Genomic DNA, 14025 nt, shown 5'->3' on the forward strand with positions numbered 1-14025 from the left:
CGTTGGTCGAAAGAAAATAGTGATAGTCCGGCACAATCAGCCGGCCACGAATTTCAGTGCGACCCCATTGATGCAATAGCGAAGGCCGGTCGGCTTCGGCCCGTCCTTAAACACGTGACCCTGGTGACCCTCGCATCGGGCGCAATGCACCTCCGTACGAGGGACAAAAATTTTGAAATCGGTGCGGCTTTCGATCACGCGGGGATCGATCGGCTGCCAGAAGCTGGGCCAGCCTGTACGGCTGTCAAACTTGTGCTCGGAGGAGAACAGCGGTAAGTCGCAGCCGGCACAATAATAGATTCCGGACTCGTGGTTCTCATGCAGCGGGTTGACAAACGGGCGTTCTGTATCTTCATGCCGTAATACTCTGTAGGCAGTCGACGACAACTGCTTCTTCCATTCTTCATCGGCCTTTGTCACTTTGACGATTGGAGCGATCTGTACTTTAGGAGGCATAAGAATCTCCTTTTGGCGTTGGATAGGACGACTGCTGATCAGTCGTCCATCCGACACGAACCTTACATCGCCATATAACTGGGTCACCTCTTGATCCTGTTACCGAAATGGTAAAGTCCAGGAGATCGGAATGCAACTGCGATGGAGAGTGTCGTGTGACGCGCTCTCTCAGTCCGGCCTCCGCATTCCATCAGGTGTTCAGAGACGTTCTCCGAAGTAACTTCCACATCTCCGGAAATGAGAGGTTCGGTTCAGTCAGTTCCGGCCGAGTCAGATCGATGAGAATGTTGTAAAGGTGAGTGTTTGGGTTTTGCACTTGAATGACGGGGTACCAACATTCGTACCGCAGGTCCCACCGATCACGACAAGATAATCGCAAATAGCACCTGCTGAGGGGCTTCGCCCGGATTGGCGCTTCCGGACCAAGAACGATCGGGATGGCGTGTTTCCGGTGCCGTGGCCCTTCAGGATGAATGGTTTTCACCGAAAAGTCGCCGTCCCATCCGCTCAGCTGGAGCACGCAATCGAAGGCCGCTCCGCGCCCGGCGTTTTCCAATTCCGGTGTCAACGTAATTACATCTCCGGCATTCATCGTCGAGAGGTTGGTCACACGAAGGGCGGGTTGATGTCCTTGAAACTCTTTCCTGGTTTTCGCGATGAATCCGCGGAGAAAGAACATGCCGGCTCCACCGAGGATGAGAAGCACGAATAAGCTGATCAGCACTGACCAATCCACAATGTTCGTGTCCCGGGTGTATACGCGACAGGGTCTGAGGAAAAACCTACGTGGTGGAGAAAGAGGTGTCAACAGCAGAAGTAAAAGAGGTTCGCTCGGGGTAGCCGTTAGGGTGTGTCCCCTTGAAATCTAGGACATGAGCCTGACGTCGTCGGATAGAGGACTGGCCGGGAACGATGAAAACAGAGCTGCTCCCACGTTCCACATTTCTGGCAGTTGCCAAACCACTCAGTGACGAGGAGAGGAATGGTTGGTTCTGCCTTCATACAGCACGTTCGGCAGAGAAATCTGGTATGAGGTTTGTTCATGATCAAGCTCTTCCCAAAGAATCAAGTATACCTGACCGAGGAGAAATCACATGGCGAGAGGAAGTGCCGCAATTACGGACATATAGGGGCTGTGCGTGGCCCGGCTCAAACGAGGGGCAGCGGCGAGGGGACGCTTAAGAGGCGTCGAGATAGGTGTGACGAGCTTGCCCTCGATCAAACATGCCCGTATTCTACCACCACTTCCAAGGGGGTGAGACATGGGGACCAACGAGTCTGACTCCAAGTTACGCGTGGAGTGGCAAGTGGTGAAGCACGCACCGGTGTCGTTTGGCATAGCGTTATTAACGGTCTGTTCTTTGATCGGAGGAGGGCTTTATTGGCACTTTCACACAAAGCTAGTACTCCAGACAGACAAGATCGCATTTCTCAGAGAGGAAAATGACCGGTTAAGGAACGAAATCGAAAGGCTCGTGAAGATCAATACTCTTCAAGGCGCAGCATTGAAGGAGATCCCAGATACGAAAAAATAGTTGAAACAGGACGGAGCTTTCTTTTTGGCGTGACTGCCAACAATCGACCAGATGGCAACAGTTCAAGCTGTATGCGTGCACCACAAGTCGAAGAATTCTGACCGCTCGTCGATCTTGGGCGAGCCTCTGTTCCGCCGCAGGAACGCTACGAAAAATTTTTCTCTTCGACGGTGATGTCCCGATACTTTGAAATCTGAATTCGCTTGCCGGGATTCTGATGGACCTTCTTGATGACCTTGTCCTCGACGAATTGCCGTAACTCCTGGATGGACATGGGGTCAGCTAAAAACGCCTCGTTGAATACGAGGTGCCAGGACTGCTTGCCGGCGCCGTTGGTAAAAGTGAATGTCGGTCGTATATCCTGACGGAACTTCACATCTACGAATTGCTTTTCGAGACATTCCCGTATGGACTGAAGTTTTGTCGGACCCATTCCATCTTTACCACTTTCACTGTCCACAGATTCCTCCATGACATATAGACGCACCTGTTATTACTGTATGACTGGCACGTGGATAGTCGGTCTTACATCCTCTTCGGCAGCTGCTCCTGGGCACCCTCCTCAAACTTCAACGCTGCCAGTAATCGGCTTGGTTCACGATCGCTCTCATTTAGTCCCGTCCTGAAGCGATTGCCGCTCCTCCGATTGTTCCTTTGTTTTTGCATTGGAGCATGCGTGGAGCAGCCGGTCGAGGAATTTCTTAAACTGAGACCGGGTGTTAATCTAAATACCTCCAGATCGGTACTCGGCCTAGGTCTTGGCGACTAATCGCATTGAAGGGGGGAATGCGTCCTGCATTCATGCCTTGGTCGGAATGTTAGGGAGTCTCCCAGTACCGGCCGAGACAAGAAGATGATAGCATGACAGAAGAACAGAGCAGTGGAAACATTACGAACCGGTAACGGAAACGCTATCGAGGACATGATGTAAAAATTGCGCTGTTCGTGGAGGGCTCCGTTCCTGAAACAGGACGGAGCTTTCTTTTTGGCGTTAACAATTGTAGACCTCACGTCCCTTTACCACGGAGTCACATATGCGGATCCTTGTGGCAGTGGATGAATCCGAAAACGCGTTGCATGCCGTGCGATATGTGGGGTCGCTTCTCCGGCAGACGCCAGATGTCATCGTTACGCTCTTTCATGTGCTTAAACCCATACCACGCGGCTTATTGGAGCATGGCGGATCTGAAAATCCCCACATGGAAGAAGTGCTGAGCGATCGTTTGAGGGAAGAACGGGAGGCGTGGTTGAGGCAGGAAAAAGAGGCAGAATGCCCTATTCTCGAGCGAGCCTGCGAGACATTGATCCGTGCCGGCTTTGACAAGAGCCGAGTCGCCCTGAAGTTTGGACATGAGGACGACATTGCGACTACTATTCTCGAAGAAACGAGAAAGGGACATCACGACACGATCGTCGTGGGCCGCACGGGCACGACTGGAATCACGCGAATCTTCGGCGGCGGTATCACTGACCATCTACTGCGTGATGCGCAAGACGTAGCGATCTGGATTATCACAAGGCCTTAAGCCAAATCATTCTTTCCTATGGGTTTTCCCGGTTAGGTAACTCCTCGCAAACCGGTACGATGATTCTCGCAGGGGTATGACATGTCGAACCAACCTTATCGAGCTGTTTTCTCTGCGGCCTTTGTCTGGGGGAGTCTAATCATATTTCTGATGCCACCAGCACCAACCTTGGCTTACCAGTTCGTGGTTCACGCCACAAAATAAACATCGCGTTAACACCACCGTAACTTCAGTACGGGAGACTCTTGACGGTCAGTGAGTAACGCAACCACCGCGATGCGGAGTCGTGAACTGTGAAAACCGCATTCGCTGCTTTATCAACAGTAGCTATGCAACTTATGGTGACTGTCCAACGAAGGCACCGCCGATCTCGCGAACAAGCTGTGCGGAACCCTTTCATGCAGCTGGCATCGCTTCTGCATTTCTTCTTTCACGGACTTCTCAGCAAATGGTGATGGCTGGAGAAAACGACCATGCTGGATTATAAGCACCGCAAGATTGAGCTAACTCCCAGACGGCAAGCCGACGGAACGTGGCATTGCCAGTATCGCATTATTGAATTCAGAGAAACCTGTTGGGGATATCGCCAAGGATATCCTGAGGGAATCTTTGCCTCTCGTGATGCTGCCGTATCGATAGCCCTGGAAGAGGCGAAACGTATCGTGGACATGCTTGAATGCCCTATCCAAGATCCACTGTCCGAATCCGACTCGGTTCTTGCAACATATGCCAGCCGGATGGGAAAACTGTTTGCGTGGGCTCGATGATAGCTGGTGAGTTTCCGTTAGTTAGATTACGGACAATCGCCCGCCACTCGATACCCGCCTTATCGTGCGGGCTTCCGCCAATCCCGCAGTGGGACGGGGTGAGGATCAGTCTATAATCCTCCCAAAGTATGGCTCTGGTCATTGACCCGCGGGATCGGTATATCTTGCTCCCCGTCATGGGCTTGAGACTGATTTCCCCTGTGCAGCAACCCCAATGGGTGCAAGGTTTATTGGCCACCGCGGCTGTGGCAACGAAGCAGAATTCCACTTTCGGAGGCCGCTTCTATCGAAGCCCCACCGACCCCTTCCCCCCCCGGAAGCACCTTGCCTGTCACGTTCCACCTCCAGCCGAGGCAATCGCGTTACATCACCGTTAAGACCAAGAAGTGTTACCGAGAAAGCTATTCGACTAGACCGCATGGATGATAGCTTTGGAGTGTGCGGTATCACCCCTTTCCGGGCGAGGCACTCATGGAGTACAGCAGATGACCAAGAAAGAATTAGATTCCGACAGGATAGTGGGGAAACTCGATCTCTTGCCGATGCAGAACAGGCAGTGCTCACCCATCGGGATAGGGAGAAACCTCCCGGCAAGTGGTTTGAACAGACTACCAACCCCAAGTACAAGGAAGAGACCTCAGGCCCGTTCCGCCGTGTTCTCACTATTGGCCGGTAACAGTGTCCCTTGCTCCGCGCGGTTTAACGACCCGCAAGGTGCAATACCTCGTAGGCCACTCCGAATATGGCGGCCAATATGAATACTTCAATGAGCATTAACATGGTGTCCTCACCTCCCTTCTCTTCTTTCTTAAGGCTACACGGCGAACATGAATTCTCGATGACGATATCGTGAACACTTCTTCATATATCTGAACCACAAAAAGAGGAACCTATGGAACCGCCCCACAAGTACAGCTAGGACGGCCCATAGGTTCCTCTGAAGTGCCCTGCGAGGGAGGCACTTCTACGACTGGTGGTCCTTTCTATAGACCACGACAGCCGTCACCACGACCCCGAGAAGCGCCGCTCCGAATATCAGCCAGTTGGCGTCCATAGTATCCCGTATCTCCCCTGTCCTTGTTCGATACATCAGCGTACCGCAGTGAAATGAAGGACGAGTGAAGAGTGCGTGAAGAACTACTCATGCAAGGGAGCGTCGGCATCCGGGGTTTCGGCTAGGGGCCCCTCTCGCCAGCATTGCCTACAATGATACTGGTATGCTCAGTATCGGGAGGTCGCATAGGCGCTTGGAATACCATGGGAGGTTGCTATGACAGCGGTACGGAAATTATCAGATCCTGAGATCAGAGCACGCTTAACCAACCTGAACGCTTGGTCCTTAGATCGCGGAAAGCTCTCCAAGGAGTATAAATTCAAAGATTTTGTCACGGCGTTCGCCTTCATGACCAAGGTGGCCCAAGCAGCCGAGGCGATGGCTCATCATCCGGAGTGGTTCAACGTCTATGACACCGTGAAGGTGCACTTATCGACTCACGATGTGGGCGGTATCAGCGAGCGTGACTTTGACTTAGCCCAAAAAATCGACCATATCGCCAAAAGTTAAGTATGTCCCTTCCAGGATCGATCTGGGATCTGAATTGCTCGCGTAATCTCTCCATTTCTCTTCGAGCCGAGATGTTCTGACAAATCATCCGGCATGAAAGGCATGAGGGTGGTTTTCCTGACAGGAAGGATGGATGAAGTCCTTTCATATCGAAGGTTCAGGACGATTCTTCACCTTATCCGGTCCTCATCCAGGAAGTCGATAATACGTCACGAGAGCGCGCTGTCCGCATTTCTCGCAGGTTCCTTCCTCGCTGGTGGGACCATAGTCAGAGGCCGGTCGAGGGGCGAAGAGATGGGCATCGAGGAACTGTCTCTCTTTCTCCGTCTTCACTGTGTCCGGAAATAACGTGTCGATGCATGGTTGGCAGTATTTGGCGGTTGCTATCATCGGGCTTCCAGATTTACTCACCACCCTTAAACGGAATCTATGCACCAGCAAGAGGAACGCGGCTTAAGTACCGTGATGAGTACTCACTGCGCCTTTTGCAATCGAGTGCCCAAGTGTACTTATAAACCGCTCGCCGCAGACGGGTTATGCTGTGTTTCAGTCTTTCCGTAGCCGGCCGACCAGGCGTGGTTTACAACCAGTGTCCCGGCTTCTTTACGCGACAAGAGGGGATCATAGAGCACGGTATAGCGGCTCTGTATCTCCGTTCGAAATGCGGTCTGCGCGTCGGTCGGAATCCCCGCTAGGACCGCCAAGGATGTCAAATATTCGCCATGCCCCTGCGCAATATCGCAACTCACGCCATCATAGGCATGGGCCACGAACTGTTCTAATCGCTGGCGAGCCTTGGCAGAAGGATCGGGGAGAGGGCTGTTGCCGGAGGTGCTCGACGTAAAGTCGCCGGTCAGCTTGAAGGGAGCTCCAACGGTTTCAGTGGTCGGCCCGCAGGAGACTCCGCCCAATAAGAGGATTGGAAGAAAGAGAGCAGCGTTGATTTTCATGTTTTCCTCCTGGGTAATCGAGTGCATTGGAAGAATGAATGATGTGTCTAATTGTTCTTAGCATGGTGCATGCTTCGGCATGGACTAGACAATCCCCTGGCTTCGACTTGAAGGCGAAACAGTCTCGCTATAGCCCCCCAGCCGCGGGCAGCCGTCCTTAGCCGACCAACACAAGCGCATGGAAGCATTCACGGTGCCTTTCACGGTGCTCTGTCTCCTGACTTCGTTAAAGATGTCCTATGAAGCCGCAAAGAAACGAGCCGAGCCGTACAACAAGATGGTGAGAGAGCTGCCGGACATGCGGCGGGATACGATGGAGCTAGTGAAGACAGCGGTGGCAGAGAATCGGCGAGCCTACGTCATCGTCAACAACCGGTGCGAGGGGAATGCTCCGTTGACGGTTCAGGCGTTAATGAATGCGCTGCAAGCAGTCGTGGACTGATGAGGGGTTCGGACATGTAGATCGGGAGTCAATTTGATCATGTATCCCGCATGATAAAATTCACGTAGCGGGGTGAACATGTCAGGTGGATGGCAGATCTACCATCGGCTTGATCACGCAACCTATTGAGATTGTAGATTAGTCGCTCACGACGGCGGGAAGCTTCACGGTTCGAACAGGTTTGTTACGGGGAGGCGATTCCGTCAGGATTTAACCCCACCGTGACCATCGCGTTAACTGCGTGAATTACCGATCCAATGCGGGATCTTTCTGTTCATCCAGAACCTGTGTTGTTACATCTGATACCGATTGGCGGATGCTGTCTTTTTCGCCTTCCGAAAGGCCATCCATGAGGAACAAGGCCTCAGAGGCAATGGCGAAGTCTCGTATTGTTTGCCGATGGTGTAGCCTCTGTGTTTTGGATTTATGCACGAGTTGGTCGATAACGTTGGTCATCTCAGCTGTGTAATATGATATCCAATCCATCTCGTCCTGAGTGAGAGGAATGGAATCTGGCGAAGCCGCTGCAGAAATGAGGTGTTCACAAGTGCGGGAATAGTCCTTAACTTCTTTTCGGAGAGATATCATCGCGCGACTGCCTTTTCTCACCAAAGTCGGCGGTCAGGCCTTCCATGAGGCCGCCGTCAGATGTAGTTATAGGATAGACTGTTAAGCCTAGGCTTTACTGGCGGGTAGGTCAACCGGAGAATGCTGGTTACGGGTTTATAAGCAAGGCTCACGGTCAGGTCATGTCGAGGCGTTGGGTAAGCAATCGACTATTACACGGTCAGGGCCGCGCGGATGGCCTGGTATAACTCCTCTGGCGAGGCTTCCTTCGTCAGGTAGGCCGACGCGCCTGCGGCTTTCATGTCCTGAGCCACTGCGGCACTTGGATAAACCGAGAGCCCGATAATGACGATCTTGGGGAGCGTATCCTTGATCCACCGCGTCGCTACGATGCCGTTCATCCTGGGCATGCTCACATCCATTAAGATAACATGGGGCTGCACCTGTTGCGCCAACACGCAGGCCAGCTCTCCGTTTTCTGCTTCTCCGACCACCGTGAACTCACCAGAGGCATTCACCATGTTTCGCAACTCCTGGCGGATCAGGCGATGATTCTCGACCACGAGCACGCGAACGGGCTGGGATGATTGTGCACTGGAGTTGTCGGAATCGGGGTTACGTTCCATAGCCACACACAGCTGGACGAAGTGGTTTTATCCAAGAACCAAGCGGCGCCAGATTAGCTCACCCTAACAAGAGATCATGCTAGGAGATAGCCTAGCGAGGAAATACGGCAAGCAACAGTAGGACAGAACGGGACGGGTAACGGCCGGAAACATCGGCAACGGGTCACTTACGATACTGGCGATTCACGACCTCACTTGATTCTGCACGTGAATTAATGATCGTTTCTGCCGCGAGGAGAGAGGCCACCCTGGCCCCGCTGGGAGAATGAAAGGTTCCCTCAGAAACGCCTTCACCTCGATCCGCATACCTCAAATAAGAGCTAGTTTTCTGAGCGAGCTGCCGGGCATAAGGCGATGAGGTCAGCTTGGTATTCGATAATAAGTGAGAAGTGCTTCGTGTCCGCAGTTATCGCATATGCCCTGTTGAGTGAGAGGAAGCCTATCCTGACCGAGCACCGCAAACTGGAAGAGGCTGGCCCTATAGTATTCAATTTGCCTTTCGGTCCTCGGAGTGATTGACGACAACCGGTCACTGCACTTCCCACAGTACTTGACTGTTTTAGTCATAGAATTCGTTGGAATGTGGCATGTGATTCCTGCGAGGTTAGCCTGGGAACTGAAAATAAATCAGACCCTCCGTCCGTCCACATTTATCGCATGTTCCCTTCATGTCGACTGGACGAAGCTGCCGGACACTAGTCCGGAAACGCCGAATACTATTTTCACTGCTGGCTCGTAACATCGATAACAAGTCAGAACATCTCGAACAGTATTTAACGGTCCTACTAGTCATGATTGCGCTTTCTTGGGAGTCAATTGCTTTGATTGCTTCTGGATGGTCGATTATCTAGGACTGGGTAGAAAGTGGTACTAGGACAATGCCTAGGACGATTACTAGGACATATGAGGGTAAGCCGCTGCTCAATCCAATCCTAACTTTCTCAACGCGAAGATCTTCAGGATCTCGTCTGACGCCATTTCGCGACATGAAGTTTGAGCCGCATATCGTGGTTGTCTACCATGCCCAAGAACGGCAAAGACACCTAGCTGTCGATTTATTTATCCTCGGTTCTCGTACAAAGATCTGTCTCACGAACAGGCGCACCCTGCCCCCGGCATAAGCTTGGGTTCCCATATCGACTTTGCAACACGAGGACAAAAGGAGGGTAGCGGCAAGTACTAACCGCTTTTTAACTTTGTAGACGGGTCAAAGATGGTCCTGCCAGCATGTTGTTGTACCTTACCCTTACCAGATATCAAGTGAGGCACAACGATCTATTCGCGGCCTACTAATAAGGCCAGCGTATACATCACCCCCACAATGGCACTCAAGATACTCAGTTCGATAGCCAGTGATCCCATCGATTCTCACCCCCTTTCTAAATTGTCGTGGTCCCCTAAATATTGCTGTCCCGACATGTTCGAACAACTCTAGCGTATTTTCTTGATAACGCCAGTTTTTGCTGGTAATGACTCAGAACCCGATGGATCATGGTGTGTCATAGTGCTCTGCCATCGCCGTGGCACCACGACTGCCACATGCTGCATTGTTGTGGTCTGCGTTAAGGCCCAGCCCAACCTGCTCCAACGGCCTTCTCTCTCGGAATGCTAGCAAGTCTGCCAGAATTTCGGTGATCGTCCGACTTAACCGGTTGATTTCATCCACTGACGCGACATTCCCACCTGCTTGCTTTTTTCGATTGAAAGACCGTACAGGTGTACCCGCGTCGATCAACCAGAGTGAACGCACTAACTCATTCCTTCGACTGGCCACGCTTTCTATCCTATTCAGAATCCCCCGAAAATATTCGCGGTCCTTCTCTTTGTAGAGGAGCCATTCCTCGCTGGAGCGTAATTTCTCCACCAGATGTTTAGTAGACAAGTCCCTTGTCAGAACGTGGGCCGTCCGAGTGGCAAGCCCCCATGCGTCCCAGGCAAAACTTTCCAAGGAGATATGGAGTAGGGAAAAACGGATGGTCAGTTTGCCAAGGGCTCTCTCATAGGGAGCCTCAAAATGTGCTTGTGCTCGAAAATTCCTCTCCAACTTTCGGAACGCATCAGCAGCCATGTCACTATCCTGGTTCACCATCCCAATCGTTTCCTGTTTGCTCCTCGTTCTCAGGAACCATGTCGAATAGAAAATTCCATGCCCGAATGGACAGCAAGTAATGAGCCTACGGCGATTTCGCGGAAAGGATATGCATTCACACGTATTGTCGTGTGTCTGGTAACAAGAGGTGCGATGAGGTGGATCATTTGGATACAGGTAGAATCCAAATGGATTCATGCTTTTTAGGGGAAAATGTAGCGACTAAGCGACCGCTTGGCTTCAGCCTAGTCAAGCCAGGGACAATTTCTCAGCGTCCTCTGTCCGTTTATTTAAGCGCTGGGGGGCAAGTTCAGAATCTATCTGGACTTTGGCGGCTTTCAAGGCAGCGATTTCGGCAGCAAGCGAGGTGAGGAACTGCGATGTGATACATCCCCCTTTCGAATTCACCTTGACTCTCAGGCCCTCCATAAGAATGGAGTACTGACATCCCCATTGTCCATCCTCGTGGCGTTGGGGATCCAATCTGATTATGTATCCCGCATAATAAAAGTCACGCAAAGGAGTAAACATGATTACATAAACTGTTGGGAACCTCGGCGACGATGCCTCCCTTATTTGGTTTTAGTTAGGAGCTCTTTCAGTTTGTTGTACCCCGGCGCCTCGGGATGACAGTAATATTCGGTCAGAGACCCATTGCCATTCCTGATCGAAATGCGGAAACTGTTTCCATGAGCCTCGATTTTGACCGACTCGGCAATGTTCAAATACAGATCCTTATTTACCTGGACGATGTTGTCCACCTGCTATTCTCCGCAAAGACGAATCTGTCGTTCAGCCCATCTACCTAGCACTCTCGCCTGACCAGTGAGAATCGGTCGTCGTATTCAGCTCCTTATGTATACTTGTGACGAGGGGATAGCTAGGGCCGCCTCTCTCGCCTGGTCAGCACAAAAAGGCCCTAGGGTGACTAGGCTTGGGTAAAGGGCTGATTGCCCCTAGTACACTTTATTCATAGCCGTGGGTATTTCCTACAGACTAGTGTGAGTCAGCCTGATGATCCTCTCTGCTTCCGTGTGAAGCCTGTGTTACTAGCCGGTGCTCCGATAGGTGACGAAACCTTCTAGCAATATTTCTAGCCCAAACAGAGGAAACTCCTAGTTGTTGCGAGTAGGTGTTCGAGGGGGGAAATAGCTCAGCGGGGAGAATCATCATTGCCGACATACAAGCAACGCAGAATCGAGTTAGTCCCCATCTGTCAGGCTGACGGGACGTGGCAATGTTCGTATGCCATTATTGAATTCAAGCAAGCCTGCTGGAGGTGTCAGGAAGGGCACCTTGAGGGTACCTTCTCGTCCCGCCAAGAGGCCAAATCGGCTGCCTGGAAGGAAGCGAAACAGATCGTCGATGCATTTGAACCATATGCTTTGCCGCCTCTGCGTCCGAGTCGATTACGCGACATGATCCACTGACGGGTACTCAAGGGAAGTGGACCTAAGTACCTGCCAGCCCCTCGAATCGGCGCACCCTCCACCCGTCATAGGCTAAGGTTCCATATTGGGTTTGCAACACCTGGACAAAAAGGAGGGCGGAAATGCAAAGTCTAGATAGCATTCACTTATCTACAGCAAAGACCGGCATGCGACGGGGAACTTCCCGGCCATAGAAACGAGATAGTATTGAATGATATCTCGCTCATCCGTCGTCAGTTCCTCTGGTAACACGCCATCTCCCAGCAGATGCTCCGAGGCGTACACAAATAAATTCACTTCCTGGCGAATAAAATCCATGGAGCCATCGCTTTCTGAGACATAACGGATACCCTTATGCTTGTTTAGGGTATCCTGCCCCTTCGTGATAGGGTCTGTATAATGCCACTATGCGCATCTACTGACGGACTTCCTCAATTATCACGCTGCAGCGTGGTCGCATGGCCTTGCTCCGTGACATAAGCTTTGACCACGTCTCCTGTCTTCACCGTATACAACTTGGTACTCTTGTCGACACTAGGGCAAAAGGACCTTAACAGAGGCTATTAAAATCCGTCTGGCAAGATCGTCTTGTCACCTGCGGCTTGATTTATTCGGGTATCGACCCTCCTCTCGCGGATCCAAAAAGAAATCAATTTGAACCACTCTGATGATTGGGTCGCGTATGATCACAAGCGGACATAAAGGCCATATTGGAGTAGGCATGGCCCCGGGACAGTACTCTTTCACTTATGTCGTGACATCCGCCTCCCACGACACGCTTGCCGGGCACCATTGCCAAATACCGAGGCTGATGATGCGGGTCAGTGACGCTGGGATACAGACAGTGCGGTCCACTGTCACATGGCGGTTGATTAACTTCGTTGGTTCGCCACAACGTTTCAGATAATCATCGGCTTTGATGTCGTGCAGGGTTATGTGAGGGACGAAGAATGCCAACACAGGAATCGGAAGAACAGCCAAAGACGAATTATCCACTCCCTCGGACCCTGAACAATGGGTGCCGGTCTTAGCAGATTTCACATCGTCGTGGATTAAGGCCTTTGTACAGCCGCTTAGCACGCATAGCAGAGATACCGACAAGGAAAGCACTCTAAATAAACCAGGTAACTCCCCCATAACAACTCCTTTCCTTTAATGGCCTCGTGTATTAGCCTGCCTCAGACATGCTGGCATCATCACACTGGCTGACCTCCTCAATACGACTGAGCAGCAAATCTTGATGAATAAGGGGTGCGGAGAACAGACGCTGCGCAAAATTGGGGCACTGCTGACCCGCCTCGGACTGTCATTCAAGCCAGCTAAAGAATCACCCAGCACACAGACATCAGGAAGCATCCGCGTTTAAAAATCAGGGAACAAGAGCAAGAACGACATACCCCTCAGTCGATATAGAAACTACCGCCGCTCACTGGATGGAAACCTGCCTAAATGGCGGGGCATTACCTTTTTGAGGTGCTAGTATCGCCGCCCTTTTTCGCGGCATCGATTGATCCGGCATACCATTTATCAGCTCAGGTTTCGAGCTCGTCCTTACGGTCGCCGTAGCGTTCTTGGACCTTACCTTTGAACTTGGCGTAGTTTCCTTCAATCTGCATCAGATCATCATCGGTAAACTTCCCCCACTGTCGTTTGAGCTCTCCCTTAGAATTGATCCCATTTCACATATCTCTTAACTCATGGCATGGCGAGGAACGACTAGCTTAGTCCCTAGCGAATATAGTGGGGGTGGCTCCTAACACCGCTATATTAGACGATGATTCAACGTCCTCGTTGCAGCGCAACGGTCTCACCTTCTCCGCGTGTGGCGAAAGAGCCATGAGCGAAGACGAACCCTGGTCAAAGTATGGTTGATAAGAGCCCCGGAATGTACCAGGCATGCCCTTGCTATTAAGTCCTACGGATTTATCACGCACCAAGTAGGGGGTTGGCATAGGCCCACCAACAAACTGGAGGTTTTCCCGGACTGTTTCATCCCCGCGAGGTCTTCCCAGTACTGAGCCACCCTGCTGCTGACTATCATACGCTTAGCTTGGAATATGGAGTCCAAACACG

17 protein-coding genes are annotated in these 14025 nt (G+C 51.7%); 6 read left to right on the top strand and 11 right to left on the bottom strand.

The annotated features are described in order from the left end of the window. Positions 1-36 precede the first annotated feature (36 nt). Together msrB and H8K03_19710 are read right to left on the bottom strand one after the other, a co-directional pair. Complete coding sequence (msrB, locus tag H8K03_19705) at positions 37-456, bottom strand: peptide-methionine (R)-S-oxide reductase MsrB (GenBank protein ID UVT19975.1); 420 nt, start codon at positions 454-456, stop codon at positions 37-39. A 190-nt stretch (positions 457-646) separates the two neighbouring features. Beyond that, on the bottom strand, positions 647-1192 hold the full coding sequence (locus H8K03_19710) for a hypothetical protein (protein UVT19976.1): 546 nt from the start codon (positions 1190-1192) through the stop codon (positions 647-649). Positions 1193-1718: 526 nt separating this feature from the next. On the opposite strand from H8K03_19710, the gene H8K03_19715 reads away from it, so the two are divergent. Then, entirely contained in the window at positions 1719-1991 is a 273-nt protein-coding gene (locus H8K03_19715) for a hypothetical protein (GenBank protein ID UVT19977.1), read from the top strand. Positions 1992-2136: 145 nt separating this feature from the next. Here the strand turns inward: H8K03_19715 and H8K03_19720 are convergent, their stop codons facing one another. Continuing rightward, positions 2137-2451 (bottom strand): hypothetical protein, encoded by a 315-nt coding sequence (locus H8K03_19720; GenBank protein ID UVT19978.1) that lies wholly within the window; start codon positions 2449-2451, stop codon positions 2137-2139. Between the two features lie 574 nt (positions 2452-3025). Between H8K03_19720 and H8K03_19725 the strand changes: the two genes are divergently transcribed. From H8K03_19725 to H8K03_19735, 3 genes are all read left to right on the top strand, one after another. Beyond that, positions 3026-3517 (top strand): universal stress protein, encoded by a 492-nt coding sequence (locus H8K03_19725; GenBank protein UVT19979.1) that lies wholly within the window; start codon positions 3026-3028, stop codon positions 3515-3517. 473 nt (positions 3518-3990) lie between these two features. Continuing rightward, positions 3991-4284 (top strand): hypothetical protein, encoded by a 294-nt coding sequence (locus H8K03_19730; protein UVT19980.1) that lies wholly within the window; start codon positions 3991-3993, stop codon positions 4282-4284. Positions 4285-5554: 1270 nt separating this feature from the next. Next, positions 5555-5848, top strand: coding sequence for a 4a-hydroxytetrahydrobiopterin dehydratase (locus H8K03_19735; protein UVT19981.1), 294 nt, complete (start codon positions 5555-5557; stop codon positions 5846-5848). A 509-nt stretch (positions 5849-6357) separates the two neighbouring features. Here H8K03_19735 and H8K03_19740 read toward each other — a convergent pair. Next, a complete protein-coding gene (locus H8K03_19740) occupies positions 6358-6798 on the bottom strand; it encodes a DUF3015 family protein (protein UVT19982.1) in 441 nt (146 codons plus the stop codon). 193 nt (positions 6799-6991) lie between these two features. Here H8K03_19740 and H8K03_19745 point away from each other — a divergent pair, with 193 nt between their 5' ends. Then, positions 6992-7240, top strand: a complete 249-nt coding sequence (locus H8K03_19745; protein ID UVT19983.1) for a DUF72 domain-containing protein — start codon at positions 6992-6994, stop codon at positions 7238-7240. 246 nt (positions 7241-7486) lie between these two features. Here the strand turns inward: H8K03_19745 and H8K03_19750 are convergent, their stop codons facing one another. From H8K03_19750 to H8K03_19775, 6 genes are all read right to left on the bottom strand, one after another. Continuing rightward, entirely contained in the window at positions 7487-7726 is a 240-nt protein-coding gene (locus H8K03_19750) for a hypothetical protein (GenBank protein UVT19984.1), read from the bottom strand. A 293-nt stretch (positions 7727-8019) separates the two neighbouring features. Continuing rightward, positions 8020-8439: a response regulator transcription factor gene (locus H8K03_19755; GenBank protein UVT19985.1), complete on the bottom strand. Its 420-nt coding sequence runs from the start codon at positions 8437-8439 to the stop codon at positions 8020-8022. Between the two features lie 1483 nt (positions 8440-9922). Beyond that, positions 9923-10501 (bottom strand): hypothetical protein, encoded by a 579-nt coding sequence (locus tag H8K03_19760; protein UVT19986.1) that lies wholly within the window; start codon positions 10499-10501, stop codon positions 9923-9925. Between the two features lie 593 nt (positions 10502-11094). Then, positions 11095-11283, bottom strand: coding sequence for a hypothetical protein (locus H8K03_19765; GenBank protein ID UVT19987.1), 189 nt, complete (start codon positions 11281-11283; stop codon positions 11095-11097). A gap of 819 nt (positions 11284-12102) precedes the next feature. Further along, positions 12103-12270 carry a hypothetical protein gene (locus tag H8K03_19770; GenBank protein UVT19988.1) on the bottom strand — a complete coding sequence of 56 codons (168 nt, stop codon included), beginning with the start codon at positions 12268-12270 and terminating at the stop codon, positions 12103-12105. A gap of 429 nt (positions 12271-12699) precedes the next feature. Further along, positions 12700-13089: a hypothetical protein gene (locus H8K03_19775; protein UVT19989.1), complete on the bottom strand. Its 390-nt coding sequence runs from the start codon at positions 13087-13089 to the stop codon at positions 12700-12702. Between the two features lie 55 nt (positions 13090-13144). On the opposite strand from H8K03_19775, the gene H8K03_19780 reads away from it, so the two are divergent. Further along, on the top strand, positions 13145-13318 hold the full coding sequence (locus tag H8K03_19780; GenBank protein UVT22553.1) for a hypothetical protein: 174 nt from the start codon (positions 13145-13147) through the stop codon (positions 13316-13318). A gap of 166 nt (positions 13319-13484) precedes the next feature. On the opposite strand, the gene H8K03_19785 is transcribed toward H8K03_19780, so the two are convergent. Further along, on the bottom strand, positions 13485-13625 hold the full coding sequence (locus tag H8K03_19785) for a CsbD family protein (protein ID UVT22554.1): 141 nt from the start codon (positions 13623-13625) through the stop codon (positions 13485-13487). Positions 13626-14025: the final 400 nt, after the last annotated feature.

Source organism: Nitrospira sp., from assembly GCA_024760545.1.
Classification (GTDB): domain Bacteria; phylum Nitrospirota; class Nitrospiria; order Nitrospirales; family Nitrospiraceae; genus Nitrospira_D.

Coding starts and splice junctions, on each gene's coding strand:
- msrB (UVT19975.1), bottom strand. CDS start 456: ATGCCTCCTAAAGTACAGATCGCTCCAATCGTCAAAGTGACAAAGGCC.
- H8K03_19715 (UVT19977.1), top strand. CDS start 1,719: ATGGGGACCAACGAGTCTGACTCCAAGTTACGCGTGGAGTGGCAAGTG.
- H8K03_19725 (UVT19979.1), top strand. CDS start 3,026: ATGCGGATCCTTGTGGCAGTGGATGAATCCGAAAACGCGTTGCATGCC.
- H8K03_19730 (UVT19980.1), top strand. CDS start 3,991: ATGCTGGATTATAAGCACCGCAAGATTGAGCTAACTCCCAGACGGCAA.
- H8K03_19735 (UVT19981.1), top strand. CDS start 5,555: ATGACAGCGGTACGGAAATTATCAGATCCTGAGATCAGAGCACGCTTA.
- H8K03_19740 (UVT19982.1), bottom strand. CDS start 6,798: ATGAAAATCAACGCTGCTCTCTTTCTTCCAATCCTCTTATTGGGCGGA.
- H8K03_19750 (UVT19984.1), bottom strand. CDS start 7,726: ATGGATTGGATATCATATTACACAGCTGAGATGACCAACGTTATCGAC.
- H8K03_19760 (UVT19986.1), bottom strand. CDS start 10,501: ATGGCTGCTGATGCGTTCCGAAAGTTGGAGAGGAATTTTCGAGCACAA.
- H8K03_19770 (UVT19988.1), bottom strand. CDS start 12,270: ATGGATTTTATTCGCCAGGAAGTGAATTTATTTGTGTACGCCTCGGAG.
- H8K03_19775 (UVT19989.1), bottom strand. CDS start 13,089: ATGGGGGAGTTACCTGGTTTATTTAGAGTGCTTTCCTTGTCGGTATCT.